Origin of the sequence: Noviherbaspirillum sp. (genome assembly GCF_036846085.1) — a bacterium.
Classification (GTDB): domain Bacteria; phylum Pseudomonadota; class Gammaproteobacteria; order Burkholderiales; family Burkholderiaceae_D; genus Noviherbaspirillum.
Map to the genome: position 1 here is coordinate 1 of NZ_DAIUCO010000100.1, position 16,588 is coordinate 16,588.

General features: G+C 57.4%; 15 protein-coding genes and 1 pseudogene. 11 read left to right on the plus strand and 5 right to left on the minus strand.

Annotated elements, in window-relative coordinates:
• Together V7080_RS13060 and V7080_RS13065 are read right to left on the minus strand one after the other, a co-directional pair.
• Window positions 1-1,347, minus strand: a 1,347-nt coding sequence (locus V7080_RS13060; RefSeq protein WP_334188827.1) for a DUF3683 domain-containing protein, incomplete at its 3' end; no start/stop codon positions are given.
• Between the two features lie 63 nt (window positions 1,348-1,410).
• Entirely contained in the window at window positions 1,411-1,899 is a 489-nt protein-coding gene (locus tag V7080_RS13065; RefSeq protein WP_334188828.1) for a YqaA family protein, read from the minus strand.
• 144 nt (window positions 1,900-2,043) lie between these two features.
• Between V7080_RS13065 and ilvA the strand changes: the two genes are divergently transcribed.
• From ilvA to V7080_RS13105, 8 genes are all read left to right on the plus strand, one after another.
• Window positions 2,044-3,576, plus strand: a complete 1,533-nt coding sequence (ilvA, locus tag V7080_RS13070; RefSeq protein WP_334188829.1) for a threonine ammonia-lyase, biosynthetic — start codon at window positions 2,044-2,046, stop codon at window positions 3,574-3,576.
• Between the two features lie 20 nt (window positions 3,577-3,596).
• Window positions 3,597-4,322, plus strand: a complete 726-nt coding sequence (locus V7080_RS13075) for a queuosine precursor transporter (protein ID WP_334188830.1) — start codon at window positions 3,597-3,599, stop codon at window positions 4,320-4,322.
• A 108-nt stretch (window positions 4,323-4,430) separates the two neighbouring features.
• On the plus strand, window positions 4,431-5,270 hold the full coding sequence (gene queF / locus V7080_RS13080; protein WP_334188831.1) for an NADPH-dependent 7-cyano-7-deazaguanine reductase QueF: 840 nt from the start codon (window positions 4,431-4,433) through the stop codon (window positions 5,268-5,270).
• A 337-nt stretch (window positions 5,271-5,607) separates the two neighbouring features.
• Window positions 5,608-6,075, plus strand: a complete 468-nt coding sequence (locus tag V7080_RS13085) for a PTS sugar transporter subunit IIA (protein ID WP_334188832.1) — start codon at window positions 5,608-5,610, stop codon at window positions 6,073-6,075.
• A 9-nt stretch (window positions 6,076-6,084) separates the two neighbouring features.
• Window positions 6,085-7,023 (plus strand): HPr(Ser) kinase/phosphatase, encoded by a 939-nt coding sequence (gene hprK / locus V7080_RS13090; RefSeq protein ID WP_334188833.1) that lies wholly within the window; start codon window positions 6,085-6,087, stop codon window positions 7,021-7,023.
• 48 nt (window positions 7,024-7,071) lie between these two features.
• A complete protein-coding gene (gene rapZ / locus V7080_RS13095; RefSeq protein ID WP_334188834.1) occupies window positions 7,072-7,935 on the plus strand; it encodes an RNase adapter RapZ in 864 nt (287 codons plus the stop codon).
• Window positions 7,936-7,959: 24 nt separating this feature from the next.
• Window positions 7,960-8,595 carry an LON peptidase substrate-binding domain-containing protein gene (locus V7080_RS13100; protein ID WP_334188835.1) on the plus strand — a complete coding sequence of 212 codons (636 nt, stop codon included), beginning with the start codon at window positions 7,960-7,962 and terminating at the stop codon, window positions 8,593-8,595.
• Between the two features lie 276 nt (window positions 8,596-8,871).
• The gene (locus tag V7080_RS13105; RefSeq protein ID WP_334188836.1) at window positions 8,872-9,984 is read left to right on the plus strand and encodes a GGDEF domain-containing protein; all 1,113 of its coding nucleotides are present in this window, start codon (window positions 8,872-8,874) and stop codon (window positions 9,982-9,984) included.
• Window positions 9,985-10,013: 29 nt separating this feature from the next.
• Here the strand turns inward: V7080_RS13105 and mutY are convergent, their stop codons facing one another.
• Genes mutY through mutM form a run of 3 tightly spaced genes read right to left on the minus strand, consistent with a single transcriptional unit; the run spans window position 10,014 to window position 13,973 of the window.
• Window positions 10,014-11,165, minus strand: coding sequence for an A/G-specific adenine glycosylase (gene mutY, locus V7080_RS13110; RefSeq protein WP_334188837.1), 1,152 nt, complete (start codon window positions 11,163-11,165; stop codon window positions 10,014-10,016).
• The gene (locus V7080_RS13115; protein WP_334188838.1) at window positions 11,166-13,103 is read right to left on the minus strand and encodes a dynamin family protein; all 1,938 of its coding nucleotides are present in this window, start codon (window positions 13,101-13,103) and stop codon (window positions 11,166-11,168) included.
• Between the two features lie 48 nt (window positions 13,104-13,151).
• Complete coding sequence (gene mutM / locus V7080_RS13120; RefSeq protein ID WP_334188839.1) at window positions 13,152-13,973, minus strand: bifunctional DNA-formamidopyrimidine glycosylase/DNA-(apurinic or apyrimidinic site) lyase; 822 nt, start codon at window positions 13,971-13,973, stop codon at window positions 13,152-13,154.
• A gap of 112 nt (window positions 13,974-14,085) precedes the next feature.
• On the opposite strand from mutM, the gene V7080_RS13125 reads away from it, so the two are divergent.
• The 3 genes and pseudogenes from V7080_RS13125 to ipk form a co-directional block, all read left to right on the plus strand.
• A complete protein-coding gene (locus V7080_RS13125; protein ID WP_334188840.1) occupies window positions 14,086-15,879 on the plus strand; it encodes a tetratricopeptide repeat protein in 1,794 nt (597 codons plus the stop codon).
• Between the two features lie 11 nt (window positions 15,880-15,890).
• Window positions 15,891-16,490, plus strand: a complete 600-nt coding sequence (gene lolB, locus V7080_RS13130) for a lipoprotein insertase outer membrane protein LolB (protein WP_334188841.1) — start codon at window positions 15,891-15,893, stop codon at window positions 16,488-16,490.
• A pseudogene (gene ipk / locus V7080_RS13135) lies at window positions 16,481-16,588 on the plus strand (4-(cytidine 5'-diphospho)-2-C-methyl-D-erythritol kinase); the annotation flags it as partial. The gene lolB and the pseudogene ipk, both read left to right, overlap by 10 nt.

Below are 16,588 nucleotides of genomic sequence, written 5' to 3' on the forward strand. Positions count from 1 at the left end.
CGACGGAATCGCGTCGCGCGCCTGACCGAAGAATTCGAGGCAGACGGTGCGCGTGTGCTTCGGCATCTTGTGCAGGATCCAGCGCGCCGAGGTGATCAGGCCATCGCAACCCTCTTTCTGGATGCCGGGCAAACCGGACAGGAACTTGTCGGTCACGTCCTTGCCAAGTCCCTCCTTGCGGAATTTCCGGCCCTCTACCTCCAGTATCTCGGTCTTGAAAGGCGCACCAGTCCTGCCCTTCTCCGCCGGGTGCGTCCATTCCAGCTTGAACCTGACCAGCGGCGCATCGTGGATCTTGCCCAGGTTATGCTCCAGGCGCGTGACTTCCAGCCAGTCGCCGTTCGGGTCGACCATGCGCCAGCTTGCAAGGTTATCAAGTGCCGTGCCCCACAGCACCGCCTTCTTGCCGCCGGCATTCATGGCGACGTTGCCGCCGATACAGGACGCCTCGGCGGAAGTCGGATCGACCGCGAACACGAAACCGGCTTTTTCGGCAGCGTCCGATACCCGCTTGGTGACAACCCCCGCACCGGAGTAAATGGTGGCGTACGGCTTGTCCAGCCCCGGCAGCACGGTCATTTCGACCGCGCCGAGCTGCTCCAGCTTTTCGGTGTTGATGACCGCCGACATGGGTGTCAGCGGAATGGCGCCGCCGGTATAGCCGGTGCCGCCGCCGCGCGGGATGATGGTGAGGCCAAGTTCGATGCATGCCTTCACCAGACCGGCCATTTCATCTTCGCCGTCCGGTGTCAGCACCACGAAGGGATATTCGACGCGCCAGTCGGTCGCATCGGTGACATGCGAGACGCGCGACAGGCCGTCGAACTTGATGTTGTCTTTCGCGGTGTAGCGGCCGAGCACGCGGACCGCGCGTTTGCGCAGGTCATAGGTCTGGCGGAACTCATTGCTGAAATCGGCTACGGCTTTTCTCGCCGCCCTGACCAGCACTTCCACATTGGCGCTGCGGCGCTGCGCATGAATGTCGGCCGCATCGGTCGCGTCGGTGGAGACCCGGCGCTTTTCAACTTCGCTGAGGCGATGGTTGAGCGCATCGATCAGTGCCTGACGACGCTTCGGGTTGTCGAGCATGTCGTCCTGCAGGTAGGGATTGCGCTTGACCACCCAGATATCGCCCAGGACTTCATACAGCATCCGGGCGGAGCGGCCTGTCTGGCGGGCACTACGGAGTTCGTCAAGCAAGGCCCATGCATCTTCGCCCAGCAGGCGGATGACGATCTCGCGGTCGGAAAACGATGTGTAGTTGTACGGAATCTCACGCAGACGCGTAGGAACAGCGCCGGTCGGCGCATCGGAAAGCAAGGCTTGAATTTGTGCAGGGGCGTTCATCAGAATAGTGTGCTAACCCTTAAACAAGCATTTTAACTTATTGCAATGCAGCGGGCATGTATGTCAGAACCAGCTCCCTATCTGTCGCCAGAAGCCGTCGGGCACATACAACAGCACTGTTGTCATCGTTACATAGCGCAAAAACTTCCCGATTGCCATATAGACCACGCATTGCCAGAATGGCATCTTCAACCAGCCCGCAAGTGCGCAAAGCGGATCGCCGATCGCGGGTAGCCATGCCAGTAGCAGGGTCTTCGGACCGAAGCGTTGCAGCCACCCGAACCAGCGGGTTTCACGCTCCTTCGCGAAGGCTTCCTTCGCACCATATCCGAGGCCGTAATCGATCATTCCACCGATCGTGTTACCGAAAGTCGCAACCAGAATCGCGGGCCAGAACAAGGCGGCGTTCGCCTTCACCACCGCGAAAACGGCAGGCTCCGAACCAAGAGGCAGCAAGGTTGCGGAGACGATACTGACGATGAATACGGAAGTCAGGCCGACATTCGGTACCGCGAGCAGATTCAGAAGCCAGACAGTGGCGGACTCGATCATGTCGGGAGGATGATTGGCAGCATGGATTTTATCGAGGACGGCACCAGCAGAAGGATTGAAGCGGGCACCGGCTTGTGGTGAAGCAACGGGCGTCCATTATAATGACCAGTTGCCTCGCGTGCCCGCCGTACAAAATTTCCACTTATGACGAACACAGACTATCTAAAGAAAATCCTGACCGCCCGCGTCTATGACGTCGCTGTCGAATCGCCACTTGAATTTGCGCCCACGCTGTCGCAGCGCATGAACAACAATATTTACTTCAAGCGCGAAGACATTCAGAGCGTTTTCAGTTTCAAGCTGCGCGGCGCCTACAACAAGATGGCGAACCTGAGTCCGGCGCAGCTGAAGCGCGGCGTCATTTGCGCGTCTGCGGGCAATCATGCGCAAGGTGTTGCCCTATCGGCATCGAAGCTCGGCTGCCGCGCCGTCATCGTGATGCCGACCACCACGCCGCCCGTCAAAATCGAAGCGGTCAAGTCCCGTGGCGGTGAAGTCGTCCTGTTCGGCGAGTCGTATACGGATGCCTATAACCATGCGCTGACGCTGGAAAAGAAGCACAAGCTGACGTTCGTGCATCCCTTCGATGATCCGGATGTGATTGCCGGACAGGGGACGATTGCAATGGAGATCCTGCGTCAGCATCCGGGAAAAATCGACGCGATTTTCGCTGCCATCGGCGGCGGCGGCCTGATTTCCGGCGTGGCTGCCTACATCAAGGCGGTTCGTCCGGAGATCAAGGTCATCGGCGTGCAGACCACCGATTCCGATGCCATGGTCCGCAGCCTCAAGGCGGGCCGCCGCGTCACCCTGCCCGACGTCGGCCTGTTCTGCGACGGCACGGCGGTCAGGCTGGTGGGCGAGGAAACCTTCCGTCTCGTCAAGCAATATGTCGACGACATCGTCGTCGTTGATAACGACGCGGTATGCGCGGCGATCAAGGACGTGTTCCAGGATACCCGGAGCATCCTGGAACCGTCCGGCGCGATGGCGGTTGCGGGGGTCAAGGAATACATCGAACGGAGCAAGACCGGCAAGAAGCCGATCGTCGGCCAGACGTTTGTCAGCATTGCATGCGGCGCCAACATGAATTTCGACCGCCTGCGCTTCGTCGCAGAACGCGCCGAAGTAGGCGAGGCACGCGAAGCCGTGTTCGCGGTGACCATCCCCGAAGAACGCGGTAGCTTCAAGCGCTTCTGCGAACTTGTCGGACCTCGCACGCGCAACGTCACCGAGTTCGTTTACCGGATCAGCGATGCAAAAAAGGCGCATGTCTTTGTCGGCGTCACCATCACCAGTCGGGAAGAACCTGAAAAGATCACCAAGACGTTCAACAAGCACGGTTTTCAGACCCTCGACCTGACCCATGACGAACTCGCCAAGCTGCACATCCGGCATCTGGTCGGCGGCAAGAGCCCGCTGGCCCACGATGAATTGCTGTACCGCTTCGAATTCCCGGAGCGGCCGGGCGCACTGATGCGTTTTCTTGCCAGCATGGCGCCGAACTGGAATATCAGCCTGTTCCACTACCGGAATCAGGGCGGTGACGTCGGACGCATCCTCGTCGGCCTGCAGGTGCCGAAGAAGGAAATGAAGACATTCCGCGAATTCCTGTCGACGCTGGGATACCGCTATTGGGATGAAAGCGAGAATCCGGCCTACAAGCTTTTCCTATAGCCGGCACTGAGGGAGAACCGATGAGCGCTACAGCCGCACCACGACCGATCGGCCAATACAAATACTATGATTTCGTCATGGCGGCATTCGTAACGGTGCTGCTGTGCTCGAACCTGATCGGTGCGGCCAAGGTGACCGAAGTAACGCTTCCGCTTCTCGGCACGGCGACATTCAGCGCAGGCGTGCTGTTCTTCCCCATCTCCTATATTTTCGGCGACATCCTGACGGAGGTGTATGGCTACGGCCGCGACCGGCGGGTGATCTGGGCGGCGTTCGGCGCGCTCGCGTTTGCGACCTTCATGGCGGCCGTGATTCTGGCGCTCAAGCCGGCAGCCGATCCGTTCAACACCGATTACCAGACACATCTGAACGCCGTGTTCGGCAACACGCCGCGCATCATGGCAGGATCGATGATCGCCTTCTGGTGCGGCAGTTTCGTCAACAGCTACGTGATGGCGAAAATGAAGGTGTGGATGCAAGGCCGCCGGCTATGGATGCGGACAATCGGCTCCACCATGTGCGGAGAACTCATCGACTCAAGCCTTTTCTATGTCATCGCGTTCTATGGCATCTGGTCGGACCAGCAACTGGTAACCGTGATCGTCGCGCAGTACCTGCTCAAGACCGGATGGGAAATCGTCATGACGCCATTCACTTACAAGGTCGTGAATTTTCTGAAGCGCAAGGAAAATGAGGATTATTACGACATTGCAACGGATTTCAATCCTTTCACGATCAAGGCCTGAAATTCTGGACAATGCGAACCTGACATACTCCAACACTGTCATAACGATAACTGCATCCGCATTCCATTCAACCGCATCCCGCTCAATCGCGCGCCGATTTTTTATCTCATGAACACTTCAGACCTGCCGGACGCACTGCCGCTCGGCAAGCCTACCGGCTATCCTACCGATTACGATCCCTCACTACTGTTCCCCATTCCTCGCCAGGACAAACGACTGGAGCTCGGCATCACCGGCACGCTCCCGTTTTTCGGCGTCGATATCTGGAACGCTTATGAAGTATCGTGGCTGAATATGCGCGGCAAGCCGCAGATCGCCATTGCCACCTTCACCGTCCCGGCTGATTCGCCCAATATCGTCGAGTCGAAGTCCTTCAAGCTGTACCTGAATTCATTCAATCAAGCCAGGCTCGCCGGCACCGATGCACTCGCCGATCTCTTGCGCGCGGATTTGTCTGCAGGATTCGGCGCGCCCATACAGGTGAAATTGACCACGCCGGATATGTTTCCGACATTGAAGATGGCAGAGCTCGACGGCCTGCTGCTGGACCGTCTGGATATCGAACTCGACGCCTATGTCCCCAACCCCTCACTGCTCACCGCCAGCCATGAGGAAGCGATGGTTGAAGAGACATTCGTCTCCCACCTGCTCAAGTCAAACTGCTTGGTGACCGGCCAGCCGGATTGGGGAAGCATACAAATCCGTTATGCCGGACCACAGATCGACCAGGAAGGATTGCTGAAGTACCTGATCGGATTCCGCGATCATGACGAGTTCCATGAGCAGTGTGTGGAACGCATTTTTATGGACATCCTGCGTCAGTGCAAGCCACAGAAGCTGGCGGTTTACGCCCGCTACACGCGGCGCGGCGGCCTCGATATCAATCCCTGGAGGAGCAATTTCACCACCGGGCAAAGGCCATTGAATTTACGCGGCGCGCGTCAGTGACCCGAATCGAAATCCCGCCAAGAATGAGATGGACGTAAAAGCAAGGAATGCATACAAAAGATCACAATCTTGCACCGTAAATCTGCAATCACGAAATAAATTCTTTCCTTCGCGAAACTTTATCTATCTTTACGAGACTTAAGATATAGATCCCGAGAACGAAAAACATCATTTCTTAGATGAATTTCTTATCAATTTAAGACTTTATTATCGTTTATTGATCTACCGCGATTCCGCCTGGCGCTCACTATGTCTATCAGCATTGCGCGATGCAAAAAGAAGCCTATAATTCGTTTCGAATGCTTGTTTTGTGCAATGCATCATATCTTTTTTCACCATGACCAACCTCGCTAAAATCCTGTCACGCGACAATGTCGTTCTTGATCTGGAAGTGTCCAGCAAGAAACGGGCATTCGAGCAGGCAGGACTGCTGTTTGAAAATAACTGCAGCATTGCCCGCTCCGTCGTTTCAGATAATCTTTTTGCACGCGAGCGCCTCGGCTCCACCGGGCTGGGACACGGGGTTGCAGTACCTCACGGAAGAATCAAGGGACTGAAATCGCCATTGGCGGCTTTCGTCCGCCTGAAGGAGCCGATCCCGTTTGAATCACCGGACGGCCAACCGGTCAGCCTTCTGGTCTTCCTGCTGATCCCGGACCAGGTAACGCAACATCACCTGGAGATTCTCTCCGAGGTTGCTGAAATGTTTTCGGATGAGGCTTTTCGCAAGGTGCTCGCCACCGATCCGGACCGGACCTCGGTACATGCACGCATCATCGCGTGGCAGCCGAGCGTGCATGCATAGGTAATTGTGATGCCGCTTTCTTCGCTTTTGACCATCCAGCAGCTTTATGACGATACCCGCGAAGCGCTGCAACTTGGATGGTTCGCCGGTTTCCCAGGTGGCGAGCGCAGAATTTCCGGCGATGCCACCTCGGCCGCCGATCAGGTAGGCCACCTGAATCTGATCCATCCTGGCCGGATCCAGGTTTTCGGTCACCAGGAAGTGCAGTATTACAACCGGCTGTCGCCTGCATCGCGTAAATACCAGACCGAAGAATTGGTTGCGGGCCAGCCTCCGGCTTTTGTCATCGCGGAAGGGTTGGAAACACCTCCCAATATTCTGGCTTTCTGCGACGACAACAACATTCCCCTGTTCTCCACACCGTTGCCGGCGGCGCAGGTCATTGACTACCTCCGTGTGTACCTTTCCAAGGAACTTGCCCAACGCATTACGATGCATGGCGTGTTCATGGACGTACTCGGTGTCGGTGTGCTGATTACCGGCGAGTCCGGTTTGGGGAAAAGCGAACTCGGGCTCGAGCTGATTTCCCGCAATCACGGCCTGGTGGCGGATGATGCGGTCGAATTCGCCCGTATCGCCCCTAATATGATTGAGGGGCGCTGCCCGCCCCTGCTGCAAAACCTGCTGGAAGTTCGCGGCCTGGGATTGCTGGACATCAAGACGATCTTCGGCGAGACCGCGGTACGCCGCAAGATGCGCTTGAAGCTCATTGTGCATCTCGTACGCCGCAAAACCCTGGAAGAGAACTACGAACGGCTGCCCCTGCACTCCCAGACAGAAGAAGTGCTTGGCTTGCCGATCCGTAAGGTAATCATTCCTGTCGAAGCCGGACGCAACCTGGCCGTCCTGCTGGAAGCCGCTGTCCGCAACACCATTCTCCAGCTTCGGGGCATCGATACACTCAAGGAATTCATGGAACGCCAGCAGAAGGCCATGGGCAACGAATAGCCGGCAAGCGCATCACGCTTTGTTGCGCTTGCGGTATGATTACCGCCTATGCGCATCATCATTATCACTGGTATATCCGGGTCCGGAAAATCGATCGGTTTGAATGCACTTGAAGACGCCGGTTATTTTTGCGTCGACAACCTGCCGCCCAAATTGCTCCGTCAACTCGTTGCCACGCGCATCGAGGAAAACGCCCAGACTCTCGCTGTCGCCATGGATGCCCGCAGCGCGGATTCCCTGGCCGGCCTTCCCGAAGATATCCAGTGGCTCAAGGATGAAGGACACGACGTCAAAGTCCTGTTCCTTACGGCCAAAACCGAATCACTCATCGCCCGTTTCTCCGAAACCCGTCGCAGCCATCCGCTGTCCCACCGGGTGCGCGCCAGCCAGCTGACCGACAACCAGCCGACACTGACCGAATGCATCCTGAGCGAAAGGGAAATGCTGTCGACGATTGAAGGAATCGGGCATGTGATCGATACCTCCGGCCTTTCGGCCAACAAGCTGCGGGCATGGATCAAGGAACTGATTGAAACGGAAAGGGCGCCGCTCACGTTGCTGTTCGAATCTTTCGCCTTCAAATTCGGCGTGCCGCTCGATGCGGACCTGGTGTTTGACGTGAGAGTACTTCCCAACCCGTATTACGATCTGGCGCTTCGTCCTTTCAATGGCCAGGACGAGCCTGTCATCACTTTCCTCGATTCGCAGGCACATGTTGCCGAACTGCTTGCGGACATCCGTAACTTTGTCGAAAAATGGCTGCCGGCATTCAAGAACGATAACCGCAGCTACCTGACGGTCGCCATTGGTTGTACCGGCGGACAGCATCGTTCGGTGTACATGGTCGAACAACTGGCGAAGCATTTCCGGCCTACGGAACATGTCTTGCTGCGGCATCGTGAACTTGGCTGAAATCGCCTTCCTACCCCATTTTTCATGCAAGACATGTCCTTCAACGCCGACTGGCTGCCCCTGTTTCCGCTCAAAACCGTATTGTTTCCAGGCGGCATTCTGCCGTTGAAGGTTTTTGAAGCACGTTACATCGACATGGTGAGTGAGTGCCTCAAGAAGGGCACTCCTTTTGGCGTGGTGCTTATCAAGGCCAGTCAGGAGACCGGCAGCACCCTGCTTCCGGAATCGATCGGATGCCTGGCGTTCATTTCGCAGTGGGAAACGCCTTCGCCGGGAATCCTGGCGTTGCGGATGCTGGGCGGGGAGCGATTCCGCATCCACGAGACACGCACCTTGCAAGATCAGCGGATGGAAGCCCGGATTTCCATGATCGCGCCGGACGATCCGGTCGCCATCAGCGATATCCATGTCGATTGCGCAAAGACATTGAAGCTGGTGATTGAAGACCTCGAAGCCAAAGGCCAGGCAGAACATGGCGACTCCTTTGTCACCCCGTTCTCACGCCCGCTGAATCTACAAAGCGCCGGTTGGGTCGCCAACCGCTGGTGCGAGATTCTCCCGATTCCCCTCAAGGCCAGGCAGAAATTGCTGGAGCTGCGCGGTGCGCAAAATCGCCTGGCGATTGTTCATCAATACCTGCAGCAACACCAGATCCTCTGAAATTCAGCGATACCACTGGCAAAGCAGCAACAACTTCTGCCAAAACACGCTTATTCTCTCGTCATGAAACCTTTTCAACGGCTTCCTTGTCGACGCGCAAGACGAGACCTGCGCTTTCATACGATAACTAGAACGGTTGCCGCACGTACCTGAAGCACGCCTCGGCCTCATTGTTGGCCTTGCCCGGGGAACTGCATACAGCCGAATCACTTCCTCGCTGCGAGCATGGCTGCATCGGCAGCTCCGTGGTCTTCAACTTCTTTGAGCGCGTTTGGTATGTTATTGGATGATGCACGCGAGGGCCTGCGCCCGGAATTCGTTGACCGCCGCAAGAATGCGAAGCCGGTCAACCTTCCGCTCATCTCCCCCATCGGCCTGATTTCGCTGCTCTATGCACTGGGTCTTTTTGTCTTTTATCGTCAGGGCTTCGTCAGCGCCCTGACGTTTATCGGCGCTGCGGGTGCGGTACTGCTGTCCGTCATTTTTTTCTACTCCGCTTTCAAGTTCAAGCTCCATCTGCACTTCAAGGAAAGCAGCTTGATGCTGCCGCAGATTCTCACGGCATTGAGCATCATGCTTGCCGTCGCCCATGTGGAGCCGTCTACCCAGATCGCGTTGGTCCCCTTCATCCTGATCGCGTTTTCATTTGCCATCTTCAGGCTGTCGACAGCGTCGCTCATCATGCTCGCCGCAGCGTGCCTGGGAACGTATCTCGCCATCATCCTCCTGCGTAATCATGACGACGGGTATGCGATCGGATTCCGTGCCGACATGATGCAATGGTTCGTTCTCGCGCTGACGTTGCCCGGCATGATCGTGGTCGGCAAACAGATCCAGAACCTCCGGCAGACATTGAAGACGACGCGCCACCATCTCGAGCATTTTGAAGAAAAATCCATTCGCGATGAGTTGACCGGGCTCTACAACCGCCGCCAACTGCAGGCGGAACTCGCGCACGCCACATTGCAGGCCAATACCATCGCAAAGCCGTATTCGGTCTGCGTAATCGATATTGACCACTTCAAGCAAATCAACGACAGCGACGGCCACCTTGCCGGCGACGAGGTGCTGCAGCGGTTCGCGAGTATCGCGCGCGAGACCATCCGTGACAGCGACATATTCGGACGGTATGGCGGCGATGAATTCCTGCAGATACTGCCGGACACCGATTTGAAAGGTGCCGTCATGCATGCGGAGCGCCTGCGCGTATACGCCCATTTCATGGACTTGCAAGAACTGGTGTCGCGAAAGAATATTTCTCTTTCCATCGGCGTTGCCGAGTACCATCCGGGCGAGGAAGTCACCGACCTGATCGCTCGTGCCGATTCAGCGCTGTACCGCGCAAAGCAAATGGGGCGCAACCGGGTGGAGTGGATAGAACGACCATGACGATCGAGTCGTGGCGCAGTATCTGCAGATTATTGGCGAACCTCATCCGAGAACAGGTCCGCCCTACTGAAGAGGGATAACAGCAGTTTCTTGACGGGCGCCGGCAATGGCGCATCCGCGAGCTTGGCGATCGGATACCACACATGCCCCTGCTCGCTTGCCGACGCCAGCCGGCGTTGCAAGCCGATCAGGTAAGGCGACACGTGCAGCTTGAAGTGGGTGAAGCCATGCGAAAAAGGCTGGAGGCGGTCACAGGAGCCGGGCAAGCCGAAAGGCGCGACCGCACGTGCGGCGATCGAGTCCACATCGACTTTGGACAGGGTGTCGCCGGCCATCTCCTGCACTTCGGGCAAGGACAGCAAACCACCCCAGATGCCGCTGCCGGGTCGCTGCTCCAGCAACACCTCGCCCCGGTCGGCGATGACTAGCATGGCAGTGCGTTTCTCGGGAATCGCTTTCTTCGGTTTGCGAACCGGTAGCTGTTGGACACGCCCTGTTTCAAACGCAACGCAGCGCTGTGCCAGCGGACATCTGTTGCAAGCTGGGCGGGACCTCGTGCATAGCGTTGCGCCCAGATCCATTAATCCTTGCGTGTACGCTTCGACGTCCTGTTCAGGCAGCAAGGCAACAGCCCGTTGCCAGAGCTTGTCCTCCACCGGCTTCGCCCCGGGAAATCCTTCGATCCCAAACACCCGGCAGAACACGCGCTTGACATTGCCATCGAGGATGGCCGCTCGCGCGCCGTAGGAAAACGCGGCAATTGCTGCCGCCGTGGACCGCCCTATGCCGGGCAATTCCGCTAGCAATGCTGGATCGCTTGGAAAGCGTCCTCCATGGAATTCCATCACGTGCCTGGCGCAGCGATGCAGATTGCGTGCGCGGGAGTAATAGCCCAAGCCGCTCCAGTGCGCCATTACATCTTCGGGAGCCGCTGATGCAAGCGATGCAATATCCGGGAATCGGTTCAGAAAACGCTGGTAGTAGGGGATGACCGCTGCGACCTGGGTTTGCTGCAGCATGATTTCCGATAGCCAGATACGATAGGCATCGCGCGTGTTTTGCCATGGCAGCGCATGCCGTCCATGCTGCTTCTGCCAGGTGATTACATCCGCTGAAAAGCTTGGATCACCATAGCCGGACAAAGACCGCGGCGCGGCCACATCATCAACTGCTCTTTTCATTCAGGCAGCGGCCTTTAGTGACGCAAGCTGGTTGGTTATTGCAGCCTTCAATTCAACCTCAAGGAGAAGCAAGGTTTTTTTCTGTGCTTCGAACTCGGCCTGCATCTTTTCAAGCGACTGTACTTTCTCCTCAAGGCTGTCTGTCGCCATGTGAATGCGTTCTATGGATTGCTTGCGTTTCTTGAGCTGTGTTTTATGCTCCCAGATCTGCGCTTCCAAAGGCGCCATGACAACCTTCAGCCAAGCCTCGACATCGCGGTTTGCCTGCAAAAAGCTTTGCTTGACCCGGGATGCAATGGAGTCGAAAAACTTTTGCATCAGGACGACTTGCGGCGTGGTCAATATGGCCGTCGCGTTAAACTGCTTCTGATACACGCCTTCAATCATTCTGATTTCTTCGACATACTTGTCGAGCGAAAACGGCATGGGCGTTGACAGTGCAAGACCATGCTCGGTGGAAAACTTCCGGTACATCACCGACATCATCTCAGCGATCTCATCAGTCTTCTGCCCGGATTGCGCGAGGTTCTCGAGCACCTGGTGGAAAAAGACCTTCACGGCCTGCCTCAAGCCAGACGAAAATTTGCTCTTGTCCATCGCCTCGCGTGTTTTGCGGATGTCTTCCTTCAGGATATCCATGCCAAGGCTGGTGAAGACTTCCGTCGACAGACGAGTGAACACCGCGCGCGTACCCTGCAGCTTGATCAAGCTGTTGTCGAATTCCTGCTTCTCGATATCGACACGTTTCATCATGTGCTCGACGATGCTTCGGTTCTTGCCGCGCAAACTTTTCAGTTCCATCAGTTGTTCGACCACATTCCGCGTGCGGGAAGAAAGTAATGCCTGCTTGGACGAGGCCAACTCGTTCACTTCGGAAGACAATTGCGCCCGGATGATGTCCTGCTTCCCCGGAATGAGCTCATTCGACAGCGCATTTTCCAATTCGAGCAGGCGGCTCTTGCCTAGCAATGCCGCATCCCGGTTCACCTTGCCGACCAGTCCTTTTTGCGCCGATACCGGAAATACCTGAAACTCCGGCAAGCTCAGCGTTTGCGCCACTGTAGCGACCTGCTTGCGAATCTGCTGCTCGATTTCATCCGCACTGCGCAGTTCATCCCACATGCTGTCGATCTTGTTCAATACCACCATGCGTCCTGCACCTGCGCCGATGTGGTTGCGCCACACCTCGATATCGCTTTTCGTCACCCCGGTATCAGCGGCAAGGATGAAAAGCACCGCATGCGCATTGGGTATCAGGTTAAGGGTGAGTTCCGGCTCGGTACCGATCGCATTCAATCCTGGCGTATCGACGATGACGAGACCCTTTTTCAGCAACGGATGGGGAAAGTTGACGATTGCATGGCGCCATTGGGAAATTTCAACCATGCCATCGCTCCCTACCGATTGAGCAACGTCCGGGTCAGTTTCATCATACAAGCCATAGCTTTTCGCCTCGTCGACCGGTACGCGTTTCGTCAGGCTTACCTGCTTGAATGCTTCCAACATGCCGTCGCCGGACGATATATCAAGAGGCAGGACGGTCCACACCTGGCTTTGCTGCTTGAATTCGCTGGTCGACTGAGACTGCGCGCGGGTTTCGATTGGAAGAAGACGGATTGAAGGTGGAAATGTCTCGTCGTATAGCAGCTCGGTCGGACACATGGTGGTACGGCCGGCGGAAGACGGCAGGATGCGCTGCCCGTAATCTGCGAAAAAAATCGCATTGATCAACTCGGACTTGCCACGGGAGAATTCCGCGACGAAGGCGATTGTAAGTTTGTCATCGGCGAGCCTTGCCTGCAAGCGCGCGAAACGCTGGTCACTGGACGCATCGGACAGTTCAGATGTACCGACCCATGCGCGGTAGCGCTCGAGCGCCGCCACGACGCCGCTGCGCCAGTCACTGTACTCCTGAAACTTTTGAACCAAATTGCTCACGGTGCCCTCGATGAAGTCATGATATTTCCCAGAATCTAGCACCCATGCCTACTTTTGACAATTTGCACAATAAAAGGTCGAGCGCTGGCCCTGGCGAATCTGGCGCACCGGCGCATGACAAACACGGCACGGCGCACCGGCCCGGTCGTACACAAAATAGCTCTGCTGAAAATAGCCAGACTGTCCGTCGACCGCCATGAAATCGCGCAGCGTACTGCCGCCCTGCTCGATTGCCGCCGCCAGCGTAACGCGGATCGCGTGCACCAGTTTTTCATAGCGTGCCAATCCGATCCGGCCTGCCGGCGTTTTGGGATTGATGCCCGCCCTGAACAGACTTTCCGACGCATATATATTTCCCACGCCAACCACGATGTCTCCGGCCAGCAACACTTGCTTGATCGGCGCGCGCCGGTTCCGGGTCAACCGGTACAACTCCTGCGCCGTGAATTTTTCTTCCAGCGGCTCGACACCGAGGCCTCGGAGCAAGATATGACTGTCCACTGCTCCTTCCTCGTGCGGATGCCATAGCACTGCACCAAACCGGCGGGGATCTGTCATTCTCAGCAACTGACCGCCAACCACAAGGTCGAAATGATCATGTTTTTGGGGCGGCGTTGAAACGGGCAATATCCGCAAATGGCCGGACATGCCGAGATGAATAATCAGGGTTCCATGATCGAAATCGATCAGCAGGTATTTGCCGCGACGTCCGGTAGCACGAATTTTGCTGCCGGCCAGCTTGGCAGGCAAATCGGCGGGGAAAGGCCACCGCAGTCCGCTATGACGCAATGTAACCGCGCTGACCGTTTGCCCCTCGAGATGCGGGGCAACGCCGCGCCGGGTAACTTCGACTTCGGGAAGTTCAGGCATGATGAAACTGCGATGAAAAGTTAATCGTGCGCAAGGCCGGGACGGCTATCTGTGCGCAGGGCAGCCCAGTTGGGCGTAGAATTAAGCGGCACTTATTTGCCGGGAAAATCCATTGAAAAAACTTCCTCTCATTGTAACCTTGACGGCCCTGTTGTCGGCATGCGCTTCGACGCCGCCCGCATCCCGGCCGGAAGACAAGGTGGCGGCCGGTGCAAGTGAAAAGCCGGCGGTTCAAGCCCCTTCGCGCAGGATCAGCGCCAGGCCTGAGGAGCAGAAACCGCAGGACCCCCTGCCCACGGTGGAATTGACGGAAGACCTGCTGTTCAAGCTGCTGAGTGCCGAATTCGCGGCGCAGCGCGGCGACTGGCAAACCGGCTACGTCACCGCGATGGCGATCGCACAGGAGACCCGCGATCCGCGCGTCGCCCGCCGCGCGGCCGAAATCGCCCTCGGCGCCAAGCGTGCCGACGAGGCGCTGGATGCCGTCAGGCTGTGGCGATCGCTGTCGCCCAATTCCGAGGAAGCGGCGCAGTACTACCTGAGCTTTATTGTGCTGGGCGACAACCTGGCCGAAGCAAAGCCCATCCTGGAACAAAGGCTACGAGATGCGCGGCCCCAGACGCGCGGGTTGATGGCTTTTCAGATTCAACGGCTGCTCGGACGAGCCAAAGACAAGACAGGTGCATTCAATCTGCTGGAGGATGTGCTGCGGCCTTATCAGGACTTGACCGAGGCGCGTCTTGCGCTGGCACAGGCGGCAATGGCGAATCAGGACGTCGTGCGCGCCCGGCAGGAAGCGGAGGCCGCACTGAAATCCAAACCGGATTCCGAACTTGCCGCATTGACGCTTGCCCAGGTCATACCCGACAAGGGTGAAGCGGCAAACTGGCTCGCGGCCTTCCTGAAACGCTACCCGAAATCGCGCGATGTTCGTCTCGCCTACGCCCGCATGCTTGTGGAGCAGAAGCAGTACCAGAACGCACGCGGCGAATTCGAGACGCTGCTCAAATACCAGCCTCAGGATCTCACTGCACTGTTTGCATTGGGTGTGCTAAGCAGCCAGGTCAACGATGCGGCGGCCGCCGAAAAATATCTGACGACCTACCTGCAGGTGCTTTCCGCCGAACCGGACGAAGAGCGGGATCCGACCCAGGCTTTGCTCATCCTTGCCCAGATCGCGGAGGATCGCAAGGACACCGAAGCCGCACTGAAGTGGCTTGCGCAGATCGAACCGGGCGAAAACTATGTCAGTGCACAAATCAGGCGCGCCCAGCTCTATGCAAAACGCGGCGACCTGAACGCCGCACGCCAGATCCTGCAGGAGATCGATGCGGCGGGCGAGCGGGAACAAGTGCAGCTCATCATCGCTGAAGGCCAGATCATGCGCGAGGCGGGCCAGCAGCAACAGGCCCTGGATGTGCTGAGGGAAGGACTCAAGCAGTTTCCAAGCAACACCGATCTGCTGTACGACTACGCAATGCTGGCGGAGAAAAGCGGCAAGTTCGATGTCATGGAGACCTCGCTGCGCAAGATCATCGCACTCGCGCCGGAAAATCAGCATGCGTACAACGCATTGGGCTATTCCTTGGCGGAACGCAACGTCCGCCTGCAGGAAGCCTATGAATTGATCGAGAAAGCGGTGAAGCTGGCGCCCGACGATCCTTTCATCATGGATAGCATGGGCTGGGTGCAGTTCCGGCTTGGCCGGTTGAAGGAAGCGGAAGCCTTGCTGCGGCGCGCGTATGAATTGCGGCCCGACGCGGAAATCGCCGTACATCTCGGTGAGGTGCTGTGGACCAAAGGACAAAAGGAAGATGCGCAAAAGCTTTGGCGTGACGCACAAACCAAGGATCCGCAGAACGACACGCTGAAAAGCACTCTCGCAAGGCTGAATGTAAATCTATGACGCCGGCGTGCATGCGAACATGCGCGCTGTTGCTCGCATTGCTGACGGTCGGCTGCGCCAGCGTTGCCCCGATGACGGGTAACTCCGGCCGCGCCGCTATTCCGGCCCAGTCTTCTCAACCGCCACGCACCTACGTCGACAATATCGACCTCGCCGGGCGCATTTCGGTCCGCTACCAGGTGAACGACAAGGAGGAAGCGCTGCATGGCGGCTTTACCTGGACGCAGAACCGGGACCGGACCCAGGTAACGCTGTTGTCACCCCTTGGTCAAGTCATCGCCCTGATTGAGGTCGACCCGGATGGCGCCACCCTGAAGCAAGGCGGACAGCCATCACGCCAGGCATCCGATGTCGATGCGCTGGTGGTAGCCACGCTGGGCTGGCCGCTGCCGATTTCGGGTTTGCGCGATTGGCTGCAGGGTTTTGCAATCGACGCGAACGGCAACCGCTTCGTCGCGCAGCCGCCCGCCGCCGAAGTAACGACCCGCGACGGATGGCGCATCGGCTACAACACCTGGCAGGAGATGCGCCCAAAGCGCATCGATCTCGACCGCCGCACGACACAGGCCGGCGATGTATCCATACGCCTCGTTATCGACACATGGCAATGACTTCCCGCACACTCGACGACTGCCCCGCCCCCGCCAAGCTGAACCTCTTCCTGCATGTGGTCGGCCGCCGGCCGGAAAACGGTTACCACCTGCTGCAG

Excerpts from the sequence above, each read along its gene's own strand:
- hprK (WP_334188833.1), top strand. The coding sequence starts at position 6,085 with ATGCCGCTTTCTTCGCTTTTGACCATCCAGCAGCTTTATGACGATACC.
- V7080_RS13075 (WP_334188830.1), top strand. The coding sequence starts at position 3,597 with ATGAGCGCTACAGCCGCACCACGACCGATCGGCCAATACAAATACTAT.
- mutY (WP_334188837.1), bottom strand. The coding sequence starts at position 11,165 with ATGAAAAGAGCAGTTGATGATGTGGCCGCGCCGCGGTCTTTGTCCGGC.
- V7080_RS13105 (WP_334188836.1), top strand. The coding sequence starts at position 8,872 with ATGTTATTGGATGATGCACGCGAGGGCCTGCGCCCGGAATTCGTTGAC.
- mutM (WP_334188839.1), bottom strand. The coding sequence starts at position 13,973 with ATGCCTGAACTTCCCGAAGTCGAAGTTACCCGGCGCGGCGTTGCCCCG.
- ilvA (WP_334188829.1), top strand. The coding sequence starts at position 2,044 with ATGACGAACACAGACTATCTAAAGAAAATCCTGACCGCCCGCGTCTAT.
- V7080_RS13065 (WP_334188828.1), bottom strand. The coding sequence starts at position 1,899 with ATGATCGAGTCCGCCACTGTCTGGCTTCTGAATCTGCTCGCGGTACCG.
- rapZ (WP_334188834.1), top strand. The coding sequence starts at position 7,072 with ATGCGCATCATCATTATCACTGGTATATCCGGGTCCGGAAAATCGATC.
- V7080_RS13085 (WP_334188832.1), top strand. The coding sequence starts at position 5,608 with ATGACCAACCTCGCTAAAATCCTGTCACGCGACAATGTCGTTCTTGAT.
- lolB (WP_334188841.1), top strand. The coding sequence starts at position 15,891 with ATGCGAACATGCGCGCTGTTGCTCGCATTGCTGACGGTCGGCTGCGCC.
- V7080_RS13100 (WP_334188835.1), top strand. The coding sequence starts at position 7,960 with ATGCAAGACATGTCCTTCAACGCCGACTGGCTGCCCCTGTTTCCGCTC.
- queF (WP_334188831.1), top strand. The coding sequence starts at position 4,431 with ATGAACACTTCAGACCTGCCGGACGCACTGCCGCTCGGCAAGCCTACC.